The sequence below is a fragment of the Halovivax asiaticus JCM 14624 genome, from assembly GCF_000337515.1.
GTDB lineage: Archaea > Halobacteriota > Halobacteria > Halobacteriales > Natrialbaceae > Halovivax > Halovivax asiaticus.
The window spans coordinates 65511-91280 of record NZ_AOIQ01000021.1; the positions used below are offsets into that span (position 1 = coordinate 65511).

Annotated in this window: 27 protein-coding genes and 1 pseudogene; 13 read left to right on the top strand and 15 right to left on the bottom strand. The window is 64.6% G+C overall.

What is annotated here, in order from left to right; genetic code table 11:
* Window positions 1-170: 170 nt before the first annotated feature.
* On the bottom strand, window positions 171-461 hold the full coding sequence (locus tag C479_RS12840; protein ID WP_007703363.1) for a DUF7565 family protein: 291 nt from the start codon (window positions 459-461) through the stop codon (window positions 171-173).
* Between the two features lie 147 nt (window positions 462-608).
* Here C479_RS12840 and C479_RS12845 point away from each other — a divergent pair, with 147 nt between their 5' ends.
* Window positions 609-1367, top strand: coding sequence for a PHP-associated domain-containing protein (locus tag C479_RS12845; protein WP_007703364.1), 759 nt, complete (start codon window positions 609-611; stop codon window positions 1365-1367).
* A 230-nt stretch (window positions 1368-1597) separates the two neighbouring features.
* Window positions 1598-2056, top strand: coding sequence for a hypothetical protein (locus C479_RS12850; RefSeq protein WP_241430193.1), 459 nt, complete (start codon window positions 1598-1600; stop codon window positions 2054-2056).
* Between the two features lie 63 nt (window positions 2057-2119).
* Here the strand turns inward: C479_RS12850 and C479_RS12855 are convergent.
* The 3 genes and pseudogenes from C479_RS12855 to C479_RS12865 all read right to left on the bottom strand — a co-directional run bounded on the left by C479_RS12855 (window position 2120) and on the right by C479_RS12865 (window position 4950).
* A pseudogene (locus C479_RS12855) lies at window positions 2120-2574 on the bottom strand (DUF5615 family PIN-like protein).
* A gap of 73 nt (window positions 2575-2647) precedes the next feature.
* Complete coding sequence (polX, locus tag C479_RS12860; protein WP_007703371.1) at window positions 2648-4423, bottom strand: DNA polymerase/3'-5' exonuclease PolX; 1776 nt, start codon at window positions 4421-4423, stop codon at window positions 2648-2650.
* Between the two features lie 86 nt (window positions 4424-4509).
* Window positions 4510-4950, bottom strand: a complete 441-nt coding sequence (locus C479_RS12865) for a DUF5788 family protein (protein WP_007703379.1) — start codon at window positions 4948-4950, stop codon at window positions 4510-4512.
* Window positions 4951-5080: 130 nt separating this feature from the next.
* On the opposite strand from C479_RS12865, the gene C479_RS12870 reads away from it, so the two are divergent.
* The 3 genes from C479_RS12870 to C479_RS12880 all read left to right on the top strand — a co-directional run bounded on the left by C479_RS12870 (window position 5081) and on the right by C479_RS12880 (window position 7968).
* The gene (locus C479_RS12870; protein ID WP_049907304.1) at window positions 5081-6019 is read left to right on the top strand and encodes a rhomboid family intramembrane serine protease; all 939 of its coding nucleotides are present in this window, start codon (window positions 5081-5083) and stop codon (window positions 6017-6019) included.
* Between the two features lie 33 nt (window positions 6020-6052).
* Complete coding sequence (locus tag C479_RS12875; RefSeq protein WP_007703381.1) at window positions 6053-6943, top strand: endonuclease V; 891 nt, start codon at window positions 6053-6055, stop codon at window positions 6941-6943.
* A 95-nt stretch (window positions 6944-7038) separates the two neighbouring features.
* On the top strand, window positions 7039-7968 hold the full coding sequence (locus C479_RS12880; protein ID WP_007703382.1) for an SDR family oxidoreductase: 930 nt from the start codon (window positions 7039-7041) through the stop codon (window positions 7966-7968).
* 203 nt (window positions 7969-8171) lie between these two features.
* Here the strand turns inward: C479_RS12880 and C479_RS12885 are convergent, their stop codons facing one another.
* From C479_RS12885 to C479_RS12895, 3 genes are all read right to left on the bottom strand, one after another.
* Window positions 8172-8852, bottom strand: coding sequence for a hypothetical protein (locus tag C479_RS12885; protein ID WP_007703383.1), 681 nt, complete (start codon window positions 8850-8852; stop codon window positions 8172-8174).
* Between the two features lie 123 nt (window positions 8853-8975).
* Window positions 8976-10250 (bottom strand): ArsA family ATPase, encoded by a 1275-nt coding sequence (locus C479_RS12890; protein WP_007703384.1) that lies wholly within the window; start codon window positions 10248-10250, stop codon window positions 8976-8978.
* Window positions 10251-10371: 121 nt separating this feature from the next.
* Window positions 10372-11472: a pyridoxal phosphate-dependent aminotransferase gene (locus C479_RS12895; protein ID WP_007703385.1), complete on the bottom strand. Its 1101-nt coding sequence runs from the start codon at window positions 11470-11472 to the stop codon at window positions 10372-10374.
* Window positions 11473-11551: 79 nt separating this feature from the next.
* On the opposite strand from C479_RS12895, the gene C479_RS12900 reads away from it, so the two are divergent.
* From C479_RS12900 to C479_RS12910, 3 genes are all read left to right on the top strand, one after another.
* Window positions 11552-11959: a nuclear transport factor 2 family protein gene (locus C479_RS12900; RefSeq protein WP_007703386.1), complete on the top strand. Its 408-nt coding sequence runs from the start codon at window positions 11552-11554 to the stop codon at window positions 11957-11959.
* An 80-nt stretch (window positions 11960-12039) separates the two neighbouring features.
* On the top strand, window positions 12040-12558 hold the full coding sequence (locus tag C479_RS12905; protein WP_049907306.1) for a CinA family protein: 519 nt from the start codon (window positions 12040-12042) through the stop codon (window positions 12556-12558).
* Between the two features lie 320 nt (window positions 12559-12878).
* Window positions 12879-13385, top strand: coding sequence for a metal-dependent hydrolase (locus C479_RS12910; protein ID WP_007703392.1), 507 nt, complete (start codon window positions 12879-12881; stop codon window positions 13383-13385).
* A gap of 18 nt (window positions 13386-13403) precedes the next feature.
* On the opposite strand, the gene C479_RS12915 is transcribed toward C479_RS12910, so the two are convergent.
* Window positions 13404-14321 carry a DUF7139 domain-containing protein gene (locus tag C479_RS12915; protein WP_007703393.1) on the bottom strand — a complete coding sequence of 306 codons (918 nt, stop codon included), beginning with the start codon at window positions 14319-14321 and terminating at the stop codon, window positions 13404-13406.
* A 168-nt stretch (window positions 14322-14489) separates the two neighbouring features.
* Between C479_RS12915 and C479_RS12920 the strand changes: the two genes are divergently transcribed.
* Window positions 14490-14771, top strand: a complete 282-nt coding sequence (locus C479_RS12920) for a DUF5789 family protein (RefSeq protein ID WP_007703394.1) — start codon at window positions 14490-14492, stop codon at window positions 14769-14771.
* Between the two features lie 117 nt (window positions 14772-14888).
* Complete coding sequence (locus C479_RS12925; protein ID WP_394295149.1) at window positions 14889-15476, top strand: CPBP family intramembrane glutamic endopeptidase; 588 nt, start codon at window positions 14889-14891, stop codon at window positions 15474-15476.
* A 153-nt stretch (window positions 15477-15629) separates the two neighbouring features.
* Here the strand turns inward: C479_RS12925 and C479_RS12930 are convergent, their stop codons facing one another.
* From C479_RS12930 to C479_RS12940, 3 genes are all read right to left on the bottom strand, one after another.
* Complete coding sequence (locus tag C479_RS12930; RefSeq protein WP_007703396.1) at window positions 15630-15851, bottom strand: hypothetical protein; 222 nt, start codon at window positions 15849-15851, stop codon at window positions 15630-15632.
* 50 nt (window positions 15852-15901) lie between these two features.
* On the bottom strand, window positions 15902-17200 hold the full coding sequence (gene nreA / locus C479_RS12935) for a DNA repair protein NreA (protein ID WP_007703397.1): 1299 nt from the start codon (window positions 17198-17200) through the stop codon (window positions 15902-15904).
* 182 nt (window positions 17201-17382) lie between these two features.
* Complete coding sequence (locus C479_RS12940) at window positions 17383-18345, bottom strand: transcription initiation factor IIB (protein WP_007703398.1); 963 nt, start codon at window positions 18343-18345, stop codon at window positions 17383-17385.
* Window positions 18346-18505: 160 nt separating this feature from the next.
* Between C479_RS12940 and rnhA the strand changes: the two genes are divergently transcribed.
* Both rnhA and C479_RS12950 read left to right on the top strand, forming a co-directional pair.
* The gene (rnhA, locus tag C479_RS12945; RefSeq protein WP_007703399.1) at window positions 18506-19099 is read left to right on the top strand and encodes a ribonuclease HI; all 594 of its coding nucleotides are present in this window, start codon (window positions 18506-18508) and stop codon (window positions 19097-19099) included.
* A gap of 83 nt (window positions 19100-19182) precedes the next feature.
* Window positions 19183-19899, top strand: coding sequence for a DUF7108 domain-containing protein (locus C479_RS12950; protein ID WP_007703402.1), 717 nt, complete (start codon window positions 19183-19185; stop codon window positions 19897-19899).
* A 133-nt stretch (window positions 19900-20032) separates the two neighbouring features.
* Here the strand turns inward: C479_RS12950 and C479_RS12955 are convergent, their stop codons facing one another.
* Window positions 20033-20389, bottom strand: coding sequence for a PadR family transcriptional regulator (locus C479_RS12955; RefSeq protein ID WP_007703405.1), 357 nt, complete (start codon window positions 20387-20389; stop codon window positions 20033-20035).
* A 203-nt stretch (window positions 20390-20592) separates the two neighbouring features.
* Between C479_RS12955 and C479_RS12960 the strand changes: the two genes are divergently transcribed.
* Window positions 20593-21126: an inorganic diphosphatase gene (locus tag C479_RS12960; protein WP_007703408.1), complete on the top strand. Its 534-nt coding sequence runs from the start codon at window positions 20593-20595 to the stop codon at window positions 21124-21126.
* Between the two features lie 79 nt (window positions 21127-21205).
* On the opposite strand, the gene C479_RS12965 is transcribed toward C479_RS12960, so the two are convergent.
* From C479_RS12965 to purS, 3 genes are all read right to left on the bottom strand, one after another.
* Window positions 21206-24400, bottom strand: coding sequence for a PAS domain S-box protein (locus C479_RS12965; RefSeq protein ID WP_007703412.1), 3195 nt, complete (start codon window positions 24398-24400; stop codon window positions 21206-21208).
* Window positions 24401-24637: 237 nt separating this feature from the next.
* A complete protein-coding gene (gene purQ, locus C479_RS12970; RefSeq protein ID WP_007703415.1) occupies window positions 24638-25312 on the bottom strand; it encodes a phosphoribosylformylglycinamidine synthase I in 675 nt (224 codons plus the stop codon).
* Window positions 25309-25560 (bottom strand): phosphoribosylformylglycinamidine synthase subunit PurS, encoded by a 252-nt coding sequence (gene purS, locus C479_RS12975; protein WP_007703420.1) that lies wholly within the window; start codon window positions 25558-25560, stop codon window positions 25309-25311. The genes purQ and purS overlap by 4 nt, the downstream gene beginning before the upstream one ends.
* Between the last annotated feature and the right edge of the window lie 210 nt (window positions 25561-25770).

Below are 25770 nucleotides of genomic sequence, written 5' to 3' on the forward strand. Positions count from 1 at the left end.
GCGAACGGGCGACCCGCTGCGAGCCCGTGAGTAGATGCTCGGCACGCCTTGGGTAACCGGAATTTCTGCGCAGCTCATCACGTCGCGGAGTGAAGCGTTCGGCTCTCCGTACAGGTGACTAGTGTCTGGGTAGCAATCCCATTACGCGGGCCGATCCCAGTCGACGTCGCTCACGACGAAGCGAGCATCTCTGCGAGGAGTTGCTGGTCGATGTCGGCGGTGATGTCCTCGAGGAGTTCTTCGCGGGTGCGAATCGCGGCCGAGTCCGCGTCGTACGCACGGACGTACTCCGCGCGACTGTGGTTCGTAAACGTGTGGTAGATCGCCAGAAAACCGTCGGGAACGACCGTCCCACAGATTTCACATTCTCGTCGTTCGTGCGCGTCGGCTTGGTGGACGACCGCCGACTCGACGTCTTCGAAGACCGACCCGCAGTCGTCGATCCCACACTCCCAGGCCATTACGGCAGTGATTCACAGGCCGCCTTAATGGCCTTTTCGCCCGCGACGTGTACCGGGGTCGGCCCCGGGAGTTCCTGCCGGTGGTCGCAACTGATTTGCTCTCGATAAATGATAACAGCTAATTCCCGCCCATCGATACCTGACGGTGTGTCAGCGCAGGACCGCGTCGATCTCCACGTGAAGGTACTCTCAGACGACGTCGTGTCCCGGGCGAAGCAGTGCGGACTCGACGTCCTCGTCTACGCCCCACACTTCACCCCACTTCCGGAGATCGAGGCAGCTGCCCGACGGTACTCAGACGACGAACTCCAGATTGTGCCGGCCAGAGAGGTCTTTACCGGCCACTGGCGGGACCGGAAACACGTGCTGGCGCTCGGCCTCTCGGATCCGATCCCTGATTTCATCACGCTCGAAGGGGCGATGGCCGAGTTCGACCGGCAGGATGCGGTCGTCCTCGTGCCACATCCAACGTTTGCGACCGTCAGTCTCGGCCGGGAGGACCTTCGGCGGTATCGATCACAGATCGATGCGATCGAGGTATTCAACCCGAAGCACTTGCCGATGCACAACCGGCGGGCGCAGGCGGCGGCAGCCGAACTGGAGCTGCCAGCCTATACGTCGTCGTACGCACACCTTACTCGCTCTGTTGGTCTCGCACGGACCGCGTTCGAGACCGAAATCGACTCCGAACGGACCCTCCTGTCGGCGCTCGAATCGGGCGCCGACCGACGGATCGAACACGTTACAGGTGTACGCCGCTGGATCGGTACCGCTGGTGAACTCGGTCACCTCGTCTGGGAGAACACCTGGAAGAAAGCGCGACGGATACCCGGTCCCGGAATCGAACCGACGCATCCCGACGACCCACGGTATGCGGGCCGATTCGACGATGTAAGCGTCTACTGAACCTGTTTTGGATGCCTTCGACCGGATGGCGGGGCGCTCTCCCTCTCTGGTAGTGTTACCCTCCGCCCTGTACTGTTTGCCTGCCGTACTGTAGGGTCACCCGGAGGATTCCGTCGCCCAATGACAGGGACTGATTAGTAAACCACCATGATGGTCAGGGCTCGAGTATGGATCGACGCTCGGTCCTCGTTGGAAGTGGTACCGCACTCACACTCGCGCTCGCCGGTTGCATGGAAGGCGACGACGGCGACGATGGTAGCGAGGAGCCCGAAAACGACGTCAGAACGGGCGGTGATACTGGAGAGAACGGGGATTCAAACGGTGACGATACCCCCGACGACACCCTCCCCGGCATCGACCCAGACGAACTGGACGACCTGACCGACGCGGTCACTGTGAGGGATGTCGTGATCGAAGACCGAATCCTCAAAATCACCGCCGATCTTACGGTCGACTCCAAAAAGAAGGGGATGACCGATATCGGAGCGGGAATGCAGAAGGGAATTAGCGATGTCCACGCCCTGAAGAAGAAAATCGACTGGGTGAAGATCGTCCTCTACGACAGCGGCGAGAAAGTCTTCACCGCGAAAATCAGCGTTGCCTGGCTCGTCAAATTGGTCGACGAGGAGATCGACATGGACGAATTCAGGGCCTATCTCGAAGACGCTACCGACGCCGGGGACGACTGAGGCGGCGGCAACCAGGCCGACTCTGGCGAACGGTGGGCCCCGGCGGAACCTGCGTCCAGCCCGTCACGTCCCCGGTTCGATCGCCGCCAGTGTCTCGTTTACGCGGTCCCAGTGGCTGCCGCGCCAGAAGTGCTGTTCGCAGTCGCGGCACCGCCAGCATCGCTCTTCGTCGGCGGCGGGCGCGTAGTCTGGGGTCGAAGCCGCCGGTTCGACCGCTTCGAGCCGACCGTTGCACCGGCCGCACCGGGTCGGTTCGTCTGGAAGCGTCAGGTCGATTCCTGTGGTTGCGACCGCAGCGAGTTGTCCGTGCACGTCCCGCGATTCGAGGAGAACCGATTCGGCAGCTCGATCGGCGAGTTCCCGATCCCGCGTCAGTACCGTTCGATCCTCCGCGGCGGCGACTGCGAGGACTTCGTCGTCGGCTTCGAGTCCCCGACGCCGGCGTATATCGTGTCGTAGCCACACATCCGCAGGTAGGGAACGAGCCGGCCACACATCACGTCGACGAGGAGGCGCACGGAGTTCATACACGTTCCAGCGACAAAACGTGGCCCCGGCGTTCCTCGCTGTGGAGATCCGACCCAGCCGCGTTCAGTGGAGGAACGATTCGAGGGTGGAGCGGTCCCACGTGTTGACGACATCGTCCGGCTCCGCCCAGCCGCGGCGGGCGGTGTGGACGCCCCAGCGCATGAATTCGAGCGTCGCGGGTCGATGGGCGTCGGTGTCGATGGCGATCTTCGCACCCTCGTCGATGGCCGCCTGCACGGCGCTCCCCCAGAGATCGAGCCGGCGGGGATTCGCGTTCACTTCGAGCGCCGTGTCGTTCGCCGCGGCGGCGTCGCCGAGGGCGCCCGCGTCGATGGCGAGTCCCTCGCGCTCGTTGAGCAGGCGGCCGCTGGGGTGGCCGAGCACGTCGACCGCCGGGTTCTCGATCGCGCGTCGCAGGCGCTCGCCGGCCGTCTCGGCGTCCTGACCGAGCGCGCTGTGGGGCGAGGCGACGATCAGGTCGAGCGCGTCGATCACCTCGTCCGAGAGGCCGATCCCTCCATCGGCATCGACGTTCGCCTCGATGCCGGCGAACACGTGGACGTCGTACTCGTCGTCGATGGCCCGGATCTCGTCGACCTGATCCAGTATCTCGGCCTCCGAGAGCCCCATGCCGCCGACGACGCCGGGTCCCTCGGCATGATCGGCGACGCAGTAGTAGTCGTAGCCCCGTTCCTCGGCTGCCGCGACCATCTCCTCGATGGTGTTGTTCCCGTCGGACCACTCGGTGTGCGTGTGGAGATCCCCGCGAATATCGGCCTCCACCACGAGGTCGGGCAACTCCCCCGCCTCCGCGGCGTCGATCTCCCCGCGATCCTCGCGAAGCTCCGGCGGGATCCACGGCAGACCGAGCGCGTCGTACATGCTCTCTTCGGTCTCGCCGGCGACGCGCTCGCCGACGCGCTGCCCGCCGCCGACGTGCTGGGGATCCGCGTCGGGGTCGGCGTCGAGTTTGGAGACGTCGAACGCACCGTACTCGTTCAGCTTCATCCCGCGGTCGATCGCGTAGTTGCGCAACCGGACGTTGTGCGCCTTGCTCCCGGTGAAGTACTGCAGCGCCGAGCCGAACTCGTCGGGGACGACGAGTCGGAGGTCGACGCGCACCTCGCCGACGCGAACGCTCGCCTTCGCCGGCCCGGACTCGATCTCATCGTCGATCGAGTCCCAGGCGAGGAAGTCGTCCACGACGGCGTCCGGCTCGTCCGTCGCGGCCAGCACGTCGACGTCGCCGATCGTCTCGCGCCAGCGCCGGATCGAGCCGGCCACCTCGCAACGCTCCACGCCGGCGATTCCCTCCAGGTATCCGAGGACGTCGTCCGCGAGCGGGCGGGCCTCCCCTACCAGGTGGCGCTGCCCGACGGTGCGGGCGAAGTCGATGTTCTCGAGAATGTTTTGCTCCGTCTTCGCGCCGAACCCTTTCACGTCCTGAATCTCGCCGGCTTCCGCGGCCGTCTCCAGATCGTCGAGCGTCTCGATCCCGAGTTCGCGGTAGAGCGTGCCGACCGTCTTCGGGCCGACGCCCTCGACGCGGGTGAGGTCGGAGATATCGACGGGTAACTCCGCGCGGAGGTCCTCGAGTTCTTCGATCTCGCCGGTCTCGACGTACTCGACGATCTTCGACGAGATGGCGTCGCCGACGCCCTCGATGTCGTCGACGGCGTCCTCGTCGCCCGACTCGACCGCCTCGGCGATGGGAACGGGGTGAGCGAGGATGTTCTCCGCGGCGCGGCGGTACGCCCGCGGCTTGTACTCGACGTCGTCGGCCTCGAGCAGGTCGGCGAACTCCTCGAAGCGTGCGGCGAGTTCCGCGTTCGTCGTCATGCCCGGACGTTGCACTTCGGGTGCCTTAGTGTCTGGTACCCGTAGGATGGGTCCGCCCTCGCACCCTCACCTGTGAGTAAGGGGGCCTATCGGCCGCCTCGACTCGACGCATCGTCTTCGTTCCCGAGCGCCTTCTTGAGGAAGGACAACCAGCGCTTACGGTCGGCCAGCTCCTGGGCCTGCTGTTCGCGTTCGAGATCCGTGGGGCCGAGGTTCTCGAGGGCGTTCAACGCCCGATCGATGCCGATGATCGCGTTAGCGAGTTCTTCGCCTTCCTCGAACGTGATATCGCCCTCCTCGATCCGCTCGACGCGTTCGACGCGCTCTCGACGGAGATTCCGCTTGGCCTGATCGACGCGGTCACGTTCGCCAGACGGGATTGTCTCGCGGCGCTTGATCTCGAAGACGAACGACTGCAGGTCGAGCTCTTCGCCCTGCACGTCGATCCGGTCGGGGATGTCGACGCCGACCGTCGCCCCGTCGCGCTCGACCCGCTCTAGCAACTGAGAGCGCTCGTAGGGTTGCACACCCAGTGGTCGGATGCCCGGAGTCAAAAACTCCTCGTCCAGCGACGGGGGCCTCGCAGTCGTGACTGGGGCCCGATCGCACCGTCGAAAACCCCAAACCCCATAGCGATCCATCTCATACCCCAGCGCAATGGCGACGTGTGACGTGTGTGGGAAGTCGGTCAGTATGCCCTACGACTGCCGGCACTGCGGCGGGACCCACTGCTCCGAACACCGGCTGCCCGAGAACCACGACTGTTCCGGCCTCCAGAGCTGGAACGACCCGAGCGGCGTCTTCGACAGCGGGTTCGACGAGTCGGTGAACGGGTCGTCCGCATCCACGACGGAGCGGATCATGGCGAAGCTCCCGATCGACACGGGTCCGGGCGGCCCGCTCGCGTACTTCCGCGGCAACGTGACCTACACGATCTTGCTGTTCATGTGGGTGACGTTTCTGGTGCAGTTGATCGTCAGGTCCATCGACCCACAACTCCACCAGACGCTGTTCGTCCTGACGCCACAACACCCCGAGTATGTATGGACGTGGGTGACGTCGATCTTCGCTCACAGCCCAATTAAGATCACCCATATCGCGTTCAACAGCATAGCCATATTCTTCTTTGGGCCACTCCTCTCCCGGTACCTCTCGGACAGACAGTACTGGGGGCTCTTCCTCGGTGCTGGGGCACTTGCTGGCCTTTCACAGATCGCCGTTCAGGCCTTCAGTCCTGGACCTGCAGCCGGCGTCCTGGGGGCGTCGGGTGCGGCACTTGCAATTCTCGGCGTAATCACGATCTTGCATCCAAACCTCAAGGTCTACTTCATGTTCTTTATCCCGATGCCGTTGTGGATCCTGACGCTTGGATTCGCTGTGTTGAGCCTGCTTATGGTCGGATTTAGCCTCTCGAGCCTCGGCGGTATCGCCCACGCGGCCCACCTCGTCGGCCTCCTCGTCGGCCTCGCCGTCGGTGAGTACGTCAAACGCACGCAGACAATCCGCGGCCCGAACCAGTTCCAGCTCGGGCCTGGTGGTCCCGGTGGGCCAGGCGGTCCTGGCGGCCCCGGTGGTCCCGGTCGCGGCCGGTTTTGATACCGTTCCGCTGTTCGCACTTATTCTGGGACCATGACCGTCCATCACCCTGACTTCGCACCCGACCCGTCCCTCTCGCGCGCCGAGATGGAGTCGCTCCAGCGTGAAATCGCCCGGAGCGCCGTCTTCACCGACGATCTCGGGTTCGATCCGGCGCTGCTCGACGATCCGATCGCACGAGCGACCGCGGAGGCAGCATCCGATACGGACGAGACTGCAGATCCGGAAGATCGAGCCGACGGGACCGTCCCGCTCGTGGCCGGCGTCGACCAGTCGTTCCTCCTCGATCAGGACCGCGCGCTTTCTGCGATCGTCGTCCTCCGGCCAGCGGGTTCGGAGTGGGAGGTCGTCGAACGCGTCCACGCGGTCACGCCGCTCGAGATCCCGTACATTCCTGGGCTACTCTCCTTCCGTGAGGGTGGGGCGATCCTGGCGGCGGTCGAGGAACTCACCGCTGACCCCGATCTGTACCTCTTCGACGGCAGCGGTCGCATCCACTTCCGGCAGGCGGGTATCGCGACACACATCGGGGTCATGCTCGACGCGCCGAGCATCGGCGTCGCGAAGAAACTCCTCTGTGGCGACCCCGTCGCCTCGACGGAGGGACTCGCGGCCGGCGAGCGGGTGGCCATCCGGGCGAACGCGGACGTGGAGGGGCCGAACGACATCGCTGGGGAGGGCTCGAGTAGCGAGGGCCACGACGCGGCCGATCCGGACTGGCCCACGATCGGCTCCGCCGTCCAGTCGAAGCAGTACGACTCGCCGAATCGCCACGTCAACCCGTTGTACGTGAGTCCGGGTCACCGCATGTCCGCGGCCACGGCGGCTGACGTCGTCCTCGCGTTCGCGGCGGGGTACAAGCTCCCCGAACCGACGCGGCTCGCTGATGCGTACGCGGATGAAGTGAAGGCGGAGTACCGATAGTCTCGACCGAGTCACACAACTGTGAACGCGACCGATCCCGTCGCCGGACGAGAAAATCGGCGGGACTTACGTATCGGGACGTGAACGGGTTCCGTATGACCAGTGCGACGGCGGCCGACGCGGACGAGTCGGCGGACGCGACGCGGACGGACCGATCGGACGAGCGCGCGCGAACGGGCAGCGACCTCGACGAGGACCGCTACACGCGAAAGCGAAGCGTCCTGATCACCGGCTGTTCGTCGGGAATCGGCCGCGCGACGGCGCTCGCGTTCCTCGACGAGGGGTGGACCGTCGTCGCGTCGTCGCGCGATCCGGCCGACATCGCCGACCTGGCCGAGGCGGGCTGTGAGACCATCACGCTCGACGTCACCGACCCCGACCAGGTGACGTCCGTCATCGAGCGCACGGTCGAGGAGACCGGCGCGATCGACTGTCTGGTGAACAACGCGGGCTACGCCCAGATGGGGCCGCTCGAGGACGTTCAGGCCGACGATCTCCAGTCGCAGTTCGACGTCAACGTCTTCGGTCCACACCGTCTCACTCGCGCGGCGCTGCCGCACATGCGCGCCCAGGGGGAAGGCCGGATCGTCAACGTCTCGAGCATCAACGGACGGATTTCCGTCGCGGGGTCCGGGGCCTACGCCGCTTCGAAACACGCGATGGAGGCGATGAGCGACGCGCTGCGCGTCGAGGTCGAGCCGTTCGACGTCGACGTGGTCCTGATCGAACCCGGCCCGGTGGAGACCGCCTTCGCCGACCGGGTCGACGAGGAACTCCCCGAGTCGCGGACGCCGGACTACGACGCCATTTACGACCTCTTCGAGGACACCCAACTGATCGGCGGCAGCGGACCGCTGGCGAGCGCGCCCGAGGACGTTGCCGACGCCATCGTCCACGCCGCGACCTGCTCAGAGCCGCCGGCGCGCTATCCGGTCGGCCCCGTCGCCCACTACGGCTCGTACGCGCGATTCCTTCCCGACCGGCTCCGTGACGGCATCTACGGTCTCGTCCGGAAACTGGTCTAAGGGACCCACGCCCAGTTACTGTTCATCGACGAAATCACACCGACGCTGGGCGTTCGGCGGTCGCAGGTTCCTGTCTGGAAGCCGGGATCACTATCGCACACTGCAACCTCGAGAACCACCTGAAACCACGCAACCGGCGGTCTACGGCGTCTGCTGGTTCTCTATTGGCACAACCGCCTACTGGGCGGGTCCGATCGAGCCAACTACGCACCAGCCCAGTCGGCGTTCCGATCGATACCGTCTTCACGAACATCATCGGCTCCGGCGCCCCGATTTTCGAGATAGATGCGTGCGTAGGCCAGTTGAATAACTGGTGCGACAAACGCGGTCATCGCGGTGACGAGTCCGACCAGCAAGACCATACTCAGCGTTCCCGAGCTATCGACGAATACGGCCAGTGGCACCAAGCCGATTATCGCAGCAAACATCACGACCAGGAAGAGGATCGTGATACCGAGGAGTTTGAGCAGGTTTCCCTGTGCGACATCCCAGCTCTTTCCGAGGCTGTCGAACGCGTCTTTTCCGTCGATAACACATGCGGCTGGCGCGAGCGAGAGTCGAAGTGTGATGTAGATGCCCGGGATGATGAACAGGAGGAATCCGATCCCACCGAGTATCACCGTAATCAGGGCGATCCCGATCAACGAGAACATACGACCCAGGACCACCGACGAGGCGGCACCGATGTCGGTTGTCTTCCCTGCCAGTTCGTCACGAGCGACCAAGTGAGCAATGCCGCTGACGTACAACTGGATGAGAAACCCGACGATCGAGAACAGGGCGACCACTTCTCCGAGGCCGGAGAAGATGCCGACGACGAGGAAGAGGACGATCAGAATCGGGTTCGATTGCAACCAGCCGATCGATTCGCTGATCGTTCCCATTGCACTTTTCCTTCGAATGGTCGAACTCATACGACCCACTTTCAGCACACTAGTAAAATAGTGCCTATTTTGGTACTGTACTAATTTGAGGTTGATTCGAACCTGACGCGGTCTATGGGAGATCTACCGCCGGAGACACGCCGCTACGACTGAGAGCATCTTCTCGCCGCGGACCTCGTCGGCGAATAGCGGAACGCGCTTGACGTCCGTGCCGCGGAAGAGGTCCTGTGCGGACGCCAGGGCCTGTTGCTGGACGTCCCAGCGGCGCTGACAGAAGGCGCAGTCGTCGAGGTCGGGACTGAGGAAGTCACCATCGACCTCGTCGGTCACGTCGGCGAGGGGCTCCATGACGCGATTGACGACGACGGTACCGACCGGGATGCCCACCTCGTCGAGTTGTTCGCGCAGTCGTGTCGACTCGCGAACGCTCATCTCCTCGGGGACCATGACGATCCGGAAGTCGGTGCGCTCCGGATCCTGAAGTGCGGTCCGGAGTCGTTCGATTCGCTCGCTCAAGGCCTCCAGATCCTCGACGTCGAACCCGGCCGACTCCGCACCGCCGCCGAACATGCCCTTGATGCCGTCGATCATGCTCCCGATACGCTGCCGGATCGTCAACACTTTCCCGACCATCGAGTCGAGCAGTTCGGGGAGTTCGAGGAGGCGGAGGGTGTGGCCCGTCGGTGCCGTGTCGACGACCACGCGGTCGAAGCGGTCGTCGTCGAGGTACTCGAGCAGGAGTTGGACGGCCGCGGCTTCGTCCGCACCGGGCATCGTGCCACCGAGGAGCCCCTCCATCGGGTTCTCGCCGCCCATCATGTCGGCGAGGCCACCGGGTCCGGGTCCATCTTCGCCGCCAAAGGGGCCGCCTGCGGTAGCTGTTCCCTCTCCCTCGTCGGAAAATGGGTTCGTGCCGGGGTCGGTCGCGTCGTCCGCTCCAGCGGTGGCGTCCGTCGCGCCACCGAAGGGTCCGCCGGGATCGCCGAACGCGGTTTCGCCGGCCTCCATCGCCGCTTCGGGATCGATCTCGACGCCCCACAGCGGGACGTCGTCTCGCAGTCGCGCTGGCGAACTGGGAACGTCGGTCTCGAAGGTGTCCGACAGCGAGTGGGCCGGATCCGTCGAGACGACGAGCGTTCGAACGCCGTCCCGGGCGCTGTCGAGGGCGGTGGCGGCGGCCATCGTCGTCTTGCCGACGCCGCCTTTCCCACCGTAGAGAACGTAGCTCGGCCCGTCGATCGAATCGCCATCGTCGGACTCGACGTCGATCCGGGTCGCCTCGTTGGCGTCCTCGACGTCGAGTCCGTCATCGTCCCCGACCGAGTCCGTCGGCGTCACCTCGATCTCGTTGTCGCCAGTGTCCTCGTTCTCGACCGGCTCGACGTCGAGTCCGCTCATTGGCGGTTGGTAGCTGTCGCGGACACGAGTATTCGTCGGTCTCGGCTCGGTTCGCCGGTCTTGGCTCGATCCGTCGTTGCTCGGTCAGGTCGTCTCGGTTCGTCCGGCCGGCTCACTCCCGTCAGGCGACGTACTCGGCGAGCCGGTCGGCCGCCTCCTCCACGCGAGGCGTGACGAGCGCGAACCGGAGCCAGGAACTGGCGCTCTCGCCGAACGCGCTGCCGGGCATCCCGGCGACGCCCGCCTCGTCGATCAGTTGTTCGACGGTCTCCAGGGTCCCGGGATAGTCATCGAAGCGAGCCAGGACGTAGAACGCGCCGTCCGGTTCGACGTAGTCCGCCCCGGCCGATTCGAGCGCTCTGGTGAACAGGTCGACGCGTTCGCGGAGCAGGTCCCGATTCGCTTCGTAGTACGCGGGGTCCGTCTCCTGCAGCGCGCGGAGCACGGCGTACTGTGCGGGTCGACTTCCGGCGACGTTGACGAGCATGTGCCGGCTCTTCGCGTCGTCGACGAGGTGTGGCGGGAAGACCGCGTACCCTACCCGGAAGCCCGTGATCGCGAGTGATTTCGAGAACGCGTTGGTGACGATCCGGTGCTCGGAGTCGACCGAGAGTGCGCTCGTGAACGTCCCCGAGAGGTCGTAGTGGTCGTAGACCTCGTCCGAGACGAGGATCGCGTCGTTCGTCTCGGCGATCTCGACCAGTTCGTGGACGGTGGCTTCGGGGTAGACCGCTCCCGTCGGATTGTTCGGTGTGTTCACCACGATCGCAGCGGTGTCTTCGCTCGCCGCGGCGCGGACCACGCTCGGATCCAGCTGGCCGTCGGCCCCGGCGGAGACGTAGTGGGCGCGCCCGCCGAGCATCGTCGTCTTGCCCGGGTAGTACGAGTAGACGGGATCGGTGAGGATAACCTCCGAGCCGGCACCGCGTTCTAACGCGCGAGCCATCGCGAGGTAGTTCGCCTCCCCGGCGCCGTTGGTGAGCACGACCTGTGAGACGTCGACACCCCGCCGAGCGGCGATCTCCTCGCGAAGGGGTCGAATGCCCTCGCTCGGCGGGTACTGAAACCGGTCCGCGTCGAAGTCGGCGTACTCCCGGAGCCCCTCGCGGAGGGACGCCGGCGGTTCCCAGTCCGGGTTCCCACTCACCATGTCGATCACGTCACCCTCGGCGTCGGCCGCGTACCCCATCACGTGGAAGAACAGCGGTGTCTCGTAGTCCATACGGGGACGTTGGCCGGAAGGGCCGTGGCTCTTTCGTCACTGCAGCATGCTGAAGGAGATCGAACGCGTGGTGAGGCATATGACAGACTCGGGACCGCGTCACGACCCGGTGAGCGTCCCTGCCGGGGAATCGGCTAGGGACCGCCGCGAGCTACTGACGAGCTACTACGCGCTCGTGGATGCGGGCGACATCGACGGGCTCGTCACACTGTTCGCCGACGATATTCGGTACGAGCGTCCCGGTCAGGAGACCATCGAGGGGATCGACGAACTTCGGCGGTTCTACGAGCGAGGCCGACCACTCGAGGACGGCTCCCACGAACTCTCGCGGATACTCGTCGAGGACACGAGTGCGGCTGTGCGGGGCACATTCTCCGGCCGTCTCGACGGTGACCCGGTTTCGTTCGGGTTTGCCGATCACCACGAGTTCGACGCGGATGGGTTGATTACGGAGCGATACACCTTCACCGACCGCGATTCTGTATAACACTCTCTGCCGGCGTACCCGTCCGGGCGAGTGGTGGCCAATCCACCGGTTTGACAACGACTGCACGCGTGCCCGAACGTGTGAACGACGATATCGATCGCGACCTCCCGATGCGGGTGGCCGACACGCTCAGGGACGCCGGCGAGACGCTCGCGGTCGCCGAGTCCTGCACCGGTGGCCTCGTCGGTGCGACGCTGACGGCGATTCCGGGGGCGAGCGACTATTTCGAGAGCGGGTTGACGACCTACGCCTACGACGCCAAACGCCGGCACCTCGCCGTCAGTCGAGAGTCGCTCGACGAACACGGGGCGGTCTCCGAACCCGTCGCCCGGGAGATGGCCCGGGGCGTTCGGGACGTCTGCGACGTGACCTGGGGCCTGTCGATCACGGGGCTTGCCGGCCCCACCGGCGGGACGGCGTCCAAACCCGTCGGTACGGTCTACATCGGCGTCGCGTACGCCGGTCCCTGGGAGAGCGAATCGTCGTTCGCGGCGGTCGAACGCCACCAGTTCGACGGGGATCGGGCGACGATCCGGGCGGCGACAGTCGAGCGGGCGCTCGCCGTCCTCCTCGAATCCTGTGACGAGGTCGAGCGCTGACCTGAGGCGGTACTGGTCCCACACCGGACCGACCGCTCGATTGCCCGATCGCGAAGTAGACGAGCGGGATCGCTACGGGCCGGACGATTCGACCGGCGGCTGACGTGGCCGTCGGGAACGATTCGGAACCGTTTCGGAAATATGGGGCCGAACCATTTGGACGCCTCTATCGACGAATTCCTGCTTAGTACCCTGGCCACACTAACGCGTCCAACTCGGCAGGGCCAATTCACCTTCGGTTGTGAAACAACCGGCGTTTCGGTTTCCGAAAAAAGCCAGAGGGAAAGGTATTCACCTACGGCGTCGCTCCCCTCGCGTACATGAACAAACGGGATCACGTCATGAACGCGGTCCTCGTCGGGATCGGGCTCGGGGCGCTCGTCGAACCGACCGGCGGTGAGACGATGGTCGAGGCCATCCTCATGATCGGTGTGCCGGTCTTGCTCGGGGCGCTCGTCCCCGACATCGACACCGTGATGGGCGACCATCGCAAGACGTTCCACAACCTCCCGCTACTCGTCGGCTTCGCCGCTTTTCCCTACACGTTCGGCAACCTCCAGTACGTCTGGATCGGGATCGTGACGCACTACGTCCTCGACGTTGCGGGGAATACGCGCGGGATCGCCCTCTTCTACCCGTTACTGGATCGCGAGTACGGGCTGCCGATCGGGGTTCCCGCGAACAGTCACGTTGCCGACGTCGTCACGCTGTTGATCACTGGTGCAGAACTTGCACTCGCCGCAGTCATCCTCCGCGGCATGGACGCTGGCTGGTTCCAGTCGGTTCCGTCGGCCGTCGACGCCGTCCGGCCGGCACTCGGGGTATAGGGCCGTTTTTGGCGTCGGCTACTGATTCGGTTCCCACTCCTCACAGGGATCCATGTCGTCCATGTGTGTTCCCTGGTACGTACAGTGGGGGACCATTCCCGAGGATTCACGCCGATACTCGAAGTGGTTACAGTTGCCGCAGTAGTGATCGGCCGGCTCGGCCGGCGTCGTCCGATCCGTGGCTGTGCCCGAATCGAGCGGTGACGAGATATCGGACGTCTCGACGCCGCCGTCGCTCGTGGCCGTCGGACGATTTGGTGAGCGTCGGGACGACCCCGATCCGCTCATCGCCGACGCCGCGTCGGAGACGGCTTGCGTGACGCGGCTGGTTCGACTCGTCTCCCCGCCGTTCGTCTGCGTTTCGACGTCGCCGTCGGGGGTCGAGCCAAGGAAGCCGACACTGCTGACTCCCTCGGGTGGATCGTCACCCTCGACGATCGTCGTTCGCGTCTGGTGGGTGACGTTCATCTCCAGGGCGCCGCCAGGGTCGTTGCGCATCTTGAAGTTCGCCACGACGACGAAGAGACACCAGATCGCACTGAAGAGGCCGAGCAGGTAGACGATGGCGACGAAGAAAGTGAGGTCCTGGTTGTGTCCGTCCCAGTGACGGGGGTAGGCGTACCTGAAGAGCGCGACGCCGAGCAGACAGATACTGGCGCTGATGGCTGCAGCGGCCTGTGCGCGTCGACCGGCCGGCAGCACGGTGAAGACACCGACGAGGACGAGCGGGACGGCGAGGCCACCGAGCGTCCCGGCTGCCTCCCGCGAGGGCAAGGTCCCACTCGCGACGAACGAGAGCACGTCGGTCGTCGCGACGAGGATGGCCAGGACGGCGAGCAGCCCACCCGCGAGGACGAGCGCCGTCCCGGTGTACAGCCGGCGAGTGCTCGTCACCTCCCGCTTGTTCCCTTCGTAGGCCTCCGAGAGACTGGTCATGTCCGCCCAATCGGGTTCGGTCCTCAAAACAGTACGTCAGACGCTCGTCGCACGCGGTCTCCGGCCACTTCGGCGACTTCGAAATGGATCCAATGAGCCGTCGATTCACCGACCGGACGCACCGGGTGAAGCGAAACCTTGAATCGCTCGCTGTGTGAACGGACGGCTATGAGCGAAGAGGACGAGGCCGAGCATCCGATCGAACTCGGCGACCAGACGCCGGTCGAGGGAGCACCGCTGGCGCGGGTGAGCTCCCGCTTGCACTGGCCGATCGAAGCGAGCGAGATCGATCGGCGCGAGGGGGAGTCGCCGATCAGAACGCCTGACGGGCCGGTCAAACTGGAGGACCTGCTCTCGACGATCGACGTGACCTACTTCTCGTCGCGCCAGGAGTTCGAACGCCACGTCCGGGAGGCGATGGGAGCGGGCCCCGTTCGGACGGCGGAGTAATCGACCGTGCCACGGGACGGAGTGCGCACGTGGACTCGCCGGCTCTCGACCCGATTGTCGGCGCTCACGTGGGTGCAGACCTCGCTGCTGGCCGGCGCGGTGCTGACGCTGTGCTGGATGTACACCGTCCCGCAGGAGCTCGACGAGCGTGTACTCGTCGACGGCGTCCTGTTGCTCGGTGGTCCACTCGTCCTCGGACTGACCCACGGCGAGCGGATCGGCTGGCGCGTCAATCGTCGCGCGCTGCGGAACACGGTCTTGCTCGCGCTCTTCGTCCTCCCGTTTTACCTCGTCGGCTCGACGTTACCGACGATCAGGGCGTTCTATCCGATGTGGGAGACCACTGCCGCGCCGTCGGTGTTCGTCCCACACGCGCTGAAACTGTTCTTCCTCGCTCTCGCGGCGGAGACGTACTATCGCGGCCTGCTCTGTGTTGGTGTCCGGTCGATCGGGATGAAAGCAGTCTTCATCAGTCCGTTGCTCTACATGGTTCACCACTTCGGGAAGCCACCGATCGAGTTCGTCCTGTCCGGCCCGACGGACGTCCTCTTCGGGGCGGTCGATTACAAGTCGAACTCGATTCTCCCGTCGGTCGTCGCCCACGGGGCGGGACTCGTCCTGCTCGACTGGCTCGTCCTCCACGAGCCGTTGTTCGACCCGACGCTGCTCATCTCGATCCTCGAACACAGCCCCGTGCCGGTGTGACCCTGGCTGACCTGGGAGGCAAGCGAATCCAGGCTGCTCGGGAAACCTGATCGCTCTAGGCAACTTGGAAGCTCGGGGCAGCTTGGCCGCTCAGCCGATCGTGTTGTGATCGTCCCAGATTCGGCGAGAATGGCTCGTTCGTCGGCACGTGGACTACCGATCTGACGCCGACGAGTCGCTTCTAGCCGCGGTCTCACTCGACGGCGACTCTTCGTCGTCAGTCGGCTCTCCCTCGTCAACCGACGACTCGTCGGCCATCGCGGCGAGCTCTTTCTCGGCGCCGGCGCGGACGTAGGCGGCGCTGCCGGTCACGACGGCGATCGCGACGAGCGGCACCCCGACGAGCAGGACGAGGATGAGGACGAGTTCGAACACAGTCGACAGCTAGGGACCGGACCCTATAGCCCGTTCGCTCTCTGGACTCGCTACCGGCCCGTGAACGCGGCGAGGTTCGATTGGAGACCGGCGGCGAGTTCTGATTTCCGTTTGAGTCGGGCGAGCGAGACGGGCAGTTGCTGCGTGACGGTCGCGACCGCGTCGTGGAATGTTTCGGCCGTGCCGTACTCGCCCTCGAAGGCGTTGCGAACGCTCTCTCTGACCTGCCAGACGCCGACGGGCGCCCAGTACTCGTCGGAGACCTCCCGGAGGACGAGACACTTCGCCTGTCGGCCGATGGATTCCAGATGTTCGAGGGCGCCGAGCCGGGAGGCGTAGTAGGCGCCCGCGGTCTCCTCGACGTATCCCGTTCGGCCCTCGTAGCCCTCGCTCGCGCTGCCCATCCAGATATTTCCGCCAGGGTCGGGGTTCCAGACGCTGCCGGGCGCTTTCATCTCGACGAGTTCGAACTCCCAGGTGCCCGGCGCCAGGATCACCCAGTAACGGTTGCCGACGTACTCGTTCATCCAGACCTGGACTTCGTCGACGCTCGGGCGATTGCGGATCCGTCCGCGGAGGTACTCACCGACGGCGTCGTCGACGGCCGTGATCGACCAGCGCGTCGGGACGAGCCGGCGCTGGTCGGCCTCACCGAGTGCGCCGGCGGAAAGGATCGAGTTGATCTCGTAGACGTCGAACCCGCGGCGGTAGAGGTAGTTCATCGCCCCCTGTGCCTGCCAGTCGTCGTCCTCTAAGGTCTTCTCGACCTGACGGGGGACGTGTGGGTTCTCGCGGAGTTCGGCGTCGCGGGCGTTCGCGCGTGGGCCACGAGGCGTCGCGACGTCGGTTCCGACGTCCAGGTTCAGGTCGGGTTTACTGTCGAGGCCGATCTCCAGGTCCACGGGCCGATCGGCGATGGCGACCTCGCGCTGGACCCCGACGAACCCGTCCCAGACGTCGTGGACCGAGGGTGCGAGCTGCGAGGCGATACTCGGCGCGTCGACGTTGGCTCGCTTGCTCGAGTTCAACAGGCCGGTGCGCCGTTGCAGGACGTCGTCGATGCCGTAGTCCTGCTGGTACCACTTCCCGTCGGTGACGTAGTCTTCGGCGCGGTCTTCGTCGCCCACGGGGGAGAGCAGCCCGACCGGAATGTCGGGGTAGTTGGATCGCCCGACGAAGATGGAGGGTGCGCTCGACCCGACGAGGGAATCGCCGCTGATGACGTCGTCGAAGCGCCGCTCGACGGTCTCTAAGTGATCGGTGATCGCGTAGGACTTCTCCTTCGCGAGGCGCCGACGTTCGGCCTCCTCGTCGGGTTCTAGGTCCTCGATGTACTCGTCGAGGCGCATTCGACCGTCGCTACGTACCGAGCCGTGTTGAATGTTGAGTTCGGCTGCGGCGGTGTGAAGTCGTCGGTGACGCGCGTTTCGGGTCTGAAATCGGCGGATGACGGCGTCGTCGACAGGACGGACGCTGCCGGTCCACCCAGTACGCGGTATCGCCGTGAGAAGAAGCGGGAGACGCGTCGGTCCTAGCCGTGAATGCCCATCGCTTCGATCTGTTCCTGGTAACGGTTCCGGATCGTCACTTCGGTCACCTGTGCGACGTCGGCGACCTCGCGCTGGGTCTTCTTCTCGTTACAGAGCAACGAGGCGGCGTAGATGGCCGCGGCGGCGTAGCCGGTGGGCGATTTGCCCGAGAGGAGCCCCTCCTCGGCGGTCTTCTCGATGATCTCGTTGGCCTTGGTCTGGACCTCTTCGGAGAGTTCGAGTTCGGAGCAAAAGCGGGGGACGTACTTCTTCGGGTCGACGGGTCGCATCTCGAGGCCGAGTTCCTGAGAGATGTAGCGATAGGTTCGCCCGATCTCCTTGCGTTCGACACGGGATACTTCAGAAATCTCCTCGAGGCTTCGTGGAATGCCCTCCTTTCGGCAGGCCGCGTAGAGTGCCGACGTCGCGACGCCCTCGATGGATCGCCCGCGGATGAGGTCTTCTTTCAGCGCGCGCCGATAGATGACCGAGGCGACCTCCCGGACCGATCGCGGGACGCCGAGCGCGGAGGCCATCCGGTCGATCTCGGAGAGGGCGAACTGCAGGTTCCGTTCGCCGGCGTCTTTCGTCCGAATGCGCTCTTGCCACTTTCGCAGCCGATGCATCTGACTGCGCTTCTTCGAGGAAATCGAGCGCCCGTAGGCGTCCTTGTCCTTCCAGTCGATGGTCGTCGTCAGTCCCTTGTCGTGCATCGTCTGGGTCGTCGGCGCGCCGACGCGGGACTTCTCCTGGCGTTCCTGGTGGTTGAACGCGCGCCACTCCGGGCCCGGATCGATCTTCTCCTCCTCGACGACGAGCCCGCAATCCTGACAGACGAGCTCACCCCGATCCGAATCTTTCACGAGATTGTCGGACTCGCACTCCGGGCAGGTCCGAATCCCCTCTTGTTCGTCGTCCTCGACCGTCTCGCGCGTACGCTCCCGCTGGCGGGTGGACCGTGTCATCGCACTTTTATAGTAGTATCTTCCAGGTATATAAGACTTCGGTGGGTGGCTCGATCGTGATCCGTGCGTCCCCGGGAATCGGCAGCGAGAGGGCGGGTTCGAGTAGATTTTTGGGACAAAACCAGAAAAGTTTTACCGGCAATCGCGCTCCTCCCGACAGATGCCGACCATCGAATGCGACGTCGACGTGGCGCGCGAGCGACTCGAATCCGCCGGTGTCTCGATCGAGGCTGGCAACACCGATCACGAACGCTGGCGGGCGAGTCGCGGCGAGGCGACGGCCGTCGCCTACGACGGCAAGGTCGTGATTCAGGGAGCGAACCCGCGCGACATCGAGACGATCCTCCGCGAGTCCGGCGGTCGGGTCCACCTCTACTGGGACGGTGGGTCACGCGGCAATCCCGGACCGGCGGGGATCGGCTGGGTCCTCGTCACGAGCGACGGGATCGTCGCAGAGGGGAGCGACACGATCGGCGAGGCGACCAACAACCAGGCCGAGTACGAGGCGCTGATCGCGGCGCTCGAGGCCGCCCGCGAGTACGGCTTCGACGAGGTGCACTGTCGCGGCGATTCCGAACTGATCGTCAAACAGGTCACCGGCGCGTACGATACGAACGATCCAGTGCTCAGGGAAAAACGCGTGACTGCCGTCGAGCACCTCTCGTCGTTCGACGAGTGGACCATCGAGCACGTCCCGCGCGAAGCCAACGAACACGCAGACGACCTCGCGAACGAGGCGCTCGACCGCGCCTGAGGTGCGCGTCGCTGTCGTCCGTCCGATCGCAGACGTCGAGCGTGGACCGACAGGGAAAACTTCGCGCCGACCTAACGATGGCTATGGACGACCCGACATCGGATCGATTCGACCAGCCACGGGACCGATCCGACCCGGCTCTGGACCGATCAGACTCGGCTTCGGACCAATCCGACGTATCGACGTCTGGATCGGCCCACACCGACGTCTCCGGACACGAGGCTGCTGGCGGCTCCGACGAGGACGGACTCCCGTCGTCGGTCGTCGAGGAGGCAGAGCGCCTCACGCGGCTCGCGCGCAACGCGACCGACCCGGACGAACGGGCGGCTTCCCTGGATCGGCGCGATTCGATCGTGGCTGCACACGACTACACGGCTCGCGTGCGCGAGGAGGACGAGACGCTCGTCTGCCATCCGGACGAGTGGGTCGTCGACGGAACCGTCCGGTTCGATCGGATCGACGACCGTTCGGCGGCCGTCGAAGTCTCGCTGTCGGGCCCGGGCGACCCCGACGACTGGGCGGCGGTCGACGACGCTAACCGCGAGCTCGTCGAGCGCGTCCGCGAGCGAGCGGGCGACGTCCATGCCGCGAACGTCGACCGCTTCGCGGACTTCATGGGCAACCACTGTGCGAAGCGGATGACGGCGGCCTCGTCGGCGGAGATCGAACAGTTCTTCGGCGAGTACTACCCCCGAAACACCTGGCCGGAACCCGACGAACGCGCGGTCGTTGCGGAGTCGATCGAGCGACTGTTCGACGTGGCAGGCGAGTCGCCACCGCCGTTCTCACGACCGGAGTGACCGCTCCGTGTTATGGAGCCGTGTGGCTCCTGCAGTGTCTTATCGGTCCGTCACCGCAGCCGTCGACTCACGCCCACGACTCGGAGCCGCCGCTCGGTGGTTCGGCCGACTGAAAAACCGGTAGTGGGCGGTTTTAGTAGTTGTTGTCGACGATCGCGTCGATCTCGTTGGCTCGATCGGCGTCGGTGACGATCTTCGAGAGCGTCCATTCGAGCTGGTCGATGACCGCCTCGTAGCCCTCGTCGGTGAGCGCGTACTGGTTCGTCCGCTTGTCGAGTTCGCTCTTCTCGATCAGTCCCAGGTCGACGAGTTCGTCGAGGTTGGGGTACAGGCGACCGTGGTTGACCTCGGTGCCGTAGTAATCCTCGAGCTCACGCTTGATCGCGAGCCCGTACATGGGCTCGGTCGAGAGGATGGTCAGGATGTTGTTCTGGAACGCGGTCAGGTCGCGCGCCGTTCGGCCGTCGGTAACTGATTGTGCCTCTGACATAGGTAGGGTAATGTCACCGATCTATTTAACACTTGCTTACGGGTTTGTGCGTACGATCGGTGTTGGTGGTGACAACCGGACGGGACGGGCCCCGAGGCGGTGAATTTCTCGCCTGAGACTCGATCCGTCGCCGATTGCCGTCTCACTAACCTGAGATCCGATTACGAAAGTACTTTTTGATCCACACGAGACGCTCTCTATGTATGCCTAATCTCTGGGAAGAACTCGAGACCGGACCGAACCCGCCAGAAACCATCTACGCCGTCGTCGAGTGCCTCAAGGGCGAGCGCAACAAGTACGAGTACGATAAGGACGTTCCCGGCGTCGTCCTCGATCGCGTGCTCCACTCGAACGTCCACTACCCCTCCGACTACGGCTTCATCCCGCAGACCTACTACGACGACGAGGATCCGTTCGACGTCCTCGTCCTCGTCGAGGACCAGACGTTCCCCGGCTGTGTCATCGAGGCGCGCCCAGTCGCGTTGATGAAGATGGACGACGACGGCGAGCAGGACGACAAGGTGATCGCCGTTCCCACCGAGGATCCCCGATTCGACCACATCGAGGATCTGGCGGACATTCCCCAACAGCAACTCGACGAGATCGACGAGTTCTTCGCGACCTACAAGAACCTGGAGGCAGGCAAAGAAGTCGAGACGCTGGGCTGGGAGGACAAGCAGGCCGCGATTGACGCCATCGAACACGCGCAGGACCTCTACGAAGAACACTTCGGCTGAGACCCCTCAGTTGAGAACGTTCCGGCTGCACATCGACTCCCGCGTCACGTTTCAGCTCTGATTCCTCCCGATCCGACCGCTACCGGTTCGATCCCCGGTCGGTTTCGGTGATCGTCGGTTGTCGTTCCTCGACGCTCGCTTTCGGGACGCTGAGTTCGACGACCGTGCCACGGGGCTCGTTCTCCTCGAATCGGAGTTCGCCGCCGGATTGCGTGACGACCCAGTCGACGAGCCAGAGACCGAGCCCGCTCGCGTGACGCAACTGCGTGATCTCTCGATCCTCTTCGAGCAACTGCCGTTCTTCGTCGGGGATGCCGGGGCCGTCGTCGGCGACGGCGATCGACACTGTCTCCGGATCCTCGCCGACCTCTCGCATGGTCACACCGATCGTTGGATCGTCCCGGTCCGTGTGCTGGACGGCATTCTCGAGGACGTTGTACACGGCGTCGACGAGGAGGTCGTCAGCTCGGACGAGCGCCGTGGATTCGAGTTCCCGATCGACCTCGGCGTCCGGATACTGCTCGGTAAGCCGCCCGATCGCATGCTCGACCACTTCGGTGGCGTCGATCGGGCCGGCCGCGGTGATATCTCGGTCGATCGTCCGCTCGACCGCTCGCGTCTTCTCGGCGAGACTGATGAGTTCGGCCGTGCGGTCCTGTATCGCTTGCCAGTAGCGTGCCGCCTCCGGCGAGTTGGTCATCGAGGCGAGCCGTTCGGCGCTCCCCTCGATGATGTTCATCCCGTTACGGAGGTCGTGCCTGAGAACCCGATTGAGCACCTCGACTCGCTTCTGGCGCTGTTTCTGGTCCGTCACGTCGGTGTAGAGGCCGAACGCGAACTCCTTGCCGTCGACCTCGTACGGGACGACCCTGAGCATGAAGTCTCTGAGTCCGTCCGTCGTTTGGCGTTTGACTTCCGCCTCGACGATCTCACCGGATTCGCTTCGGTCGTTGATCGTTCTCGCCTCGTCCCGCCGATCCGGCGGTGCGAGGTGCTCGTCGATCGGTTCCCCGTGGATGTCTTCGAGCGATAGGCCGAACGTTGCTTCGAACGCCGAGTTCGTCTCCTCGACGAGGAAATCAGACCCGACGATCGGACCCGTCACGACGGCGTCGGGGACGTTCTCGAAGAGGACGGCGAATCGATCTCGCTCCGTGACCAGTTGCTCTTCGTAGGCGAGTCGATCCAGCGCATCTATAACGTGACTGATGAGTAACTCGGCCAGTTCTTCGTCCCGTTCGTCGAATGCTGCGAGATCGGTCGAGATTGCCTGAAACATGCCGTACTCGCCGATCGGAACGGTAAGTCCCGATTGGTACGAATCGTTCTGTGGACTCGCCTCGTCCGACGCATGGATGTCGTCGACTCGACGGGTTTCGCCCGTGACGAACGCTTGTCCGCCCACACCCGCATCTATGGGTCGGCGCGTCGTGTACTGAGACTCGTCGAGCCCCTCCGATATCGCACGCATCTCCAGATGGTCACCGACAGCTTCGGCTACCATGCAGATGTCGAGGTGAAGGACCCCTTCGGCTGCGTTGACGGTCTCTTCGAATATTTCCGTTCTCGTGTCACAGGCTTCCAGTCGGCCGACGACATCGTGAAGTGTCGCCACCTTCTGCTGATGGTCGAGCACCGCCCGTTTCATCGCCTTTCGATCACTAACGTCCCGAACGATGCCGACCGTCCCGATCGCCTGGTCGACCGTTTCGAGCGTCGTCGACGTCACTTCGCAGGGGACCACGTCGCCGGACGCCGTCTCGAGTTTTACCTCCGCCGTCTCGACTGTTTCTGATCGGTGACCTGCCGCCGTCTCTGCTGACAACTGCCCGCAATTGCCGGCGGGTGCACCTTCGCTGTCGATATCTGCCTGGACGTGGTCGAGCGCCCCGTCCGGAAAGAGCAGCGAGGCGTGTGATCCGAGCAAGCGCCCCCGGTCGTACCCGCTCATCGACTCCAGTCGGTCGTTCACCGTCGTGAACGTGCCGTCGGGTTCGAGGGCGTAAACCCCGTCACCGACGGTTTCGACGATCGTCTTCGCTCGTCTGCGCTCTCGATCGCGATCGACGCGCTCGACGGCGACGGCTGCGGTCGCGGCGAGCACGTCCACGAGGTGGTACTCTGTCTCGCCGAGCGTCCGTTCTTCCCGGGAGGCAACGGTCAACAGCCCGTCGTCACCGACGGGCATGACGATGGCGTCGCGAACCTCGACCTCGAGATCGTAGGGGACGACGTCGCTGTTGACGTTCTCGAGCATCCGGGGCTCGCTCCTCGTGAACGTGTCCCAGAGAACGCCATCACCGGCACCGATACGCGTCCCCTCGATCGTCGTTTCGATCGCACCCGTCGAGGCGGACAGGGCCAACTCTTCCGTCTCCGGATCCAGATATCGAAAGCCAGCACGCGGATCGTCGATCACGTCGTTCAGCGCGTCGATCGTGATGGTCGCAATCTCCGACCGCGATCTCGATCGCATCAACCGATGCGTCGTCGACTGGAGTGCTTCCAGTGCGTCCGCACGTCTGACTTCTTCGGTTACGTCCTCCGCGAACGAGAGGACGCCGACGACCGTTCCATCGTCGATCAGTGGCGTCACGTGCCACTCGCAGAGACAGATACTCCCGTCCGCACGGACGTTCCGACGTGCCGTCCGCGCTTCCTCACCTGTCTCGACGACCCGTTCCCACTCGTCTGCGACGGCAGCGTGATCGGCGGACGGAAAGAGGGTTTCGAGCGCCGACTCGCCGTGGATCTCGTCGGCGTCGTACCCGAACAGCGCTGTCGCAGCGTCGTTCCAGCGGACGGCCTCGAACGACCGGTTCCACTCGACGATCGCGAGTGGCGATTGCTCGACGACGAGTTCGTTCCAGTCGAGCGACGACGTGGCTCTCGATCGATTCGAATCGGTCGTTCGTTCCCCCGAATCGGCTACGAGTAACTCGCGGAGTCTCGTTCGCAGTGTCGACGATCCGGCCGAAGCCGGCACGTACCCGTCAGCGCCCGCGGCGACCACCTCGCCGGCGAGGTGCTCGGTCCCGTCGTCAGTGTAGACGAGAACCGGCACGTCAGGTGCACGGTCGACGACGAATTCACAGTTCGATACGAGGGCGTCTTCTCCCAGTCCCGGCCCGAGCACGACCGCACCGAACCCAGCGTACTCGGCTTCGGTTTCCGGCGGTGCGTCGACCCGGACGATGTTGCAGCCTGTCTCGCCGAGCGGGAGCGCTCGTGCATCTGCGGCTGCGACGTTGATAACCTGTTTTTCAGCTCTCATACCTGCCCCATCCCGTCGGTTTCGTTGTGAGATGGAGACCGGCCCACATTAATCTTTTAGCTGATTTATCACACGTACCGGACGGTAGTGCCGGTACTGCTCGATCGTTCGTCTCGAAACGCGGCCACGTCCGGATCGATGCTCGTCGGCTATCCCGTTCACCCAACTTGTGGTCGCTGTCCAAGTCCAGGCGCACTCACCGTTCGGACCCGACTGTGAACGCAGGTTACTGCCCGGTCACTCGAACGCCCGGAGAACGCCCTTGCCGTCGGTCATCCCGACGTGGGGAATCGTCGCCCGCTCCGGGTGGGGCATCATCACGGCGACCGTCTCGCGGTCGCCGAGGACGCCGGCGACGTTGTGGCGGGAGCCGTTCGGGTTGGCAGCGTCGGTCACGTCGCCGTTTTCGTCGCAGTAGCGAAAGAGGACGCGATTCTCGGCTTCGAGTGTGTCGAGGCGATCGGCGTCGATCTCGTAGCGGCCTTCGCCGTGGGCGATGGGAATCTCGATCACGTCTCCCTCGTCGTAGGCGTCGGTCCAGGGCGTGTCGTCGCGTTCGACACGAAGGAACACGTGTTCACACTGGAACCGGGCGCTCTCGTTCGTCGTGAACGCGCCCTCGGTCAGTCCCGACTCACAGCCGATCTGGGCGCCGTTGCAGACGCCGAGTACGGGGACGCCCTCGGCAGCTAGCGATTCGACCTCGTCGATGATCGGCGACTGGGCGGCCATCGCGCCGGCGCGGAGGTAGTCACCGTACGAGAACCCACCGGGCAGGACGACGCCGGTCGTGTCGGTCGGGAGACCGTCCTCGTGCCAGACGATCTGGGAATCGACGCCGAGATGGGTGAGTGCTCGCTCGGCGTCGCGGTCGCAGTTCGAGCCGCCGAATCTGACGATCGAGACCGTCATCGCTGGGCGACGTCGACCTCGTAGTCGTGGATGGTCGGGTTCGCGAGCAGCCGCTCGGCCATCTCTCCGGCGCGATCGGCGGCCGCGTCGGCGTCTGCCGCGTCGAGGTCGATCTCGAACTGGTCGGCCGAGCGCAGCGCGTCGAGTTCGAAGTCCAGGCGCTCTAAGGCCTGCTTCGTCGTCTCGGCCTCGGGGTCGAGCACCCCGTGCTTGAGTCGCACGGTCACCGTCGCGGTGTAGGCTGTCATTACCTGAACGCGCGCGAGCAGGCTCAAAAACGCTTTCGTATTGTGCGAGGCGGCGAACGAACGCGCGTCGCCGCTGATCGACCGACGGAACACTTGCGCCCATCTGAAGACTTTTGCCGTTCGGTCGTCTCGAGGTCGGGTAGCGATGGTCGCGACATCCCGCGAGCGGCGAGGATCGAGTAGTGCGAGAGCCTCGAAACGGCGAGCGGG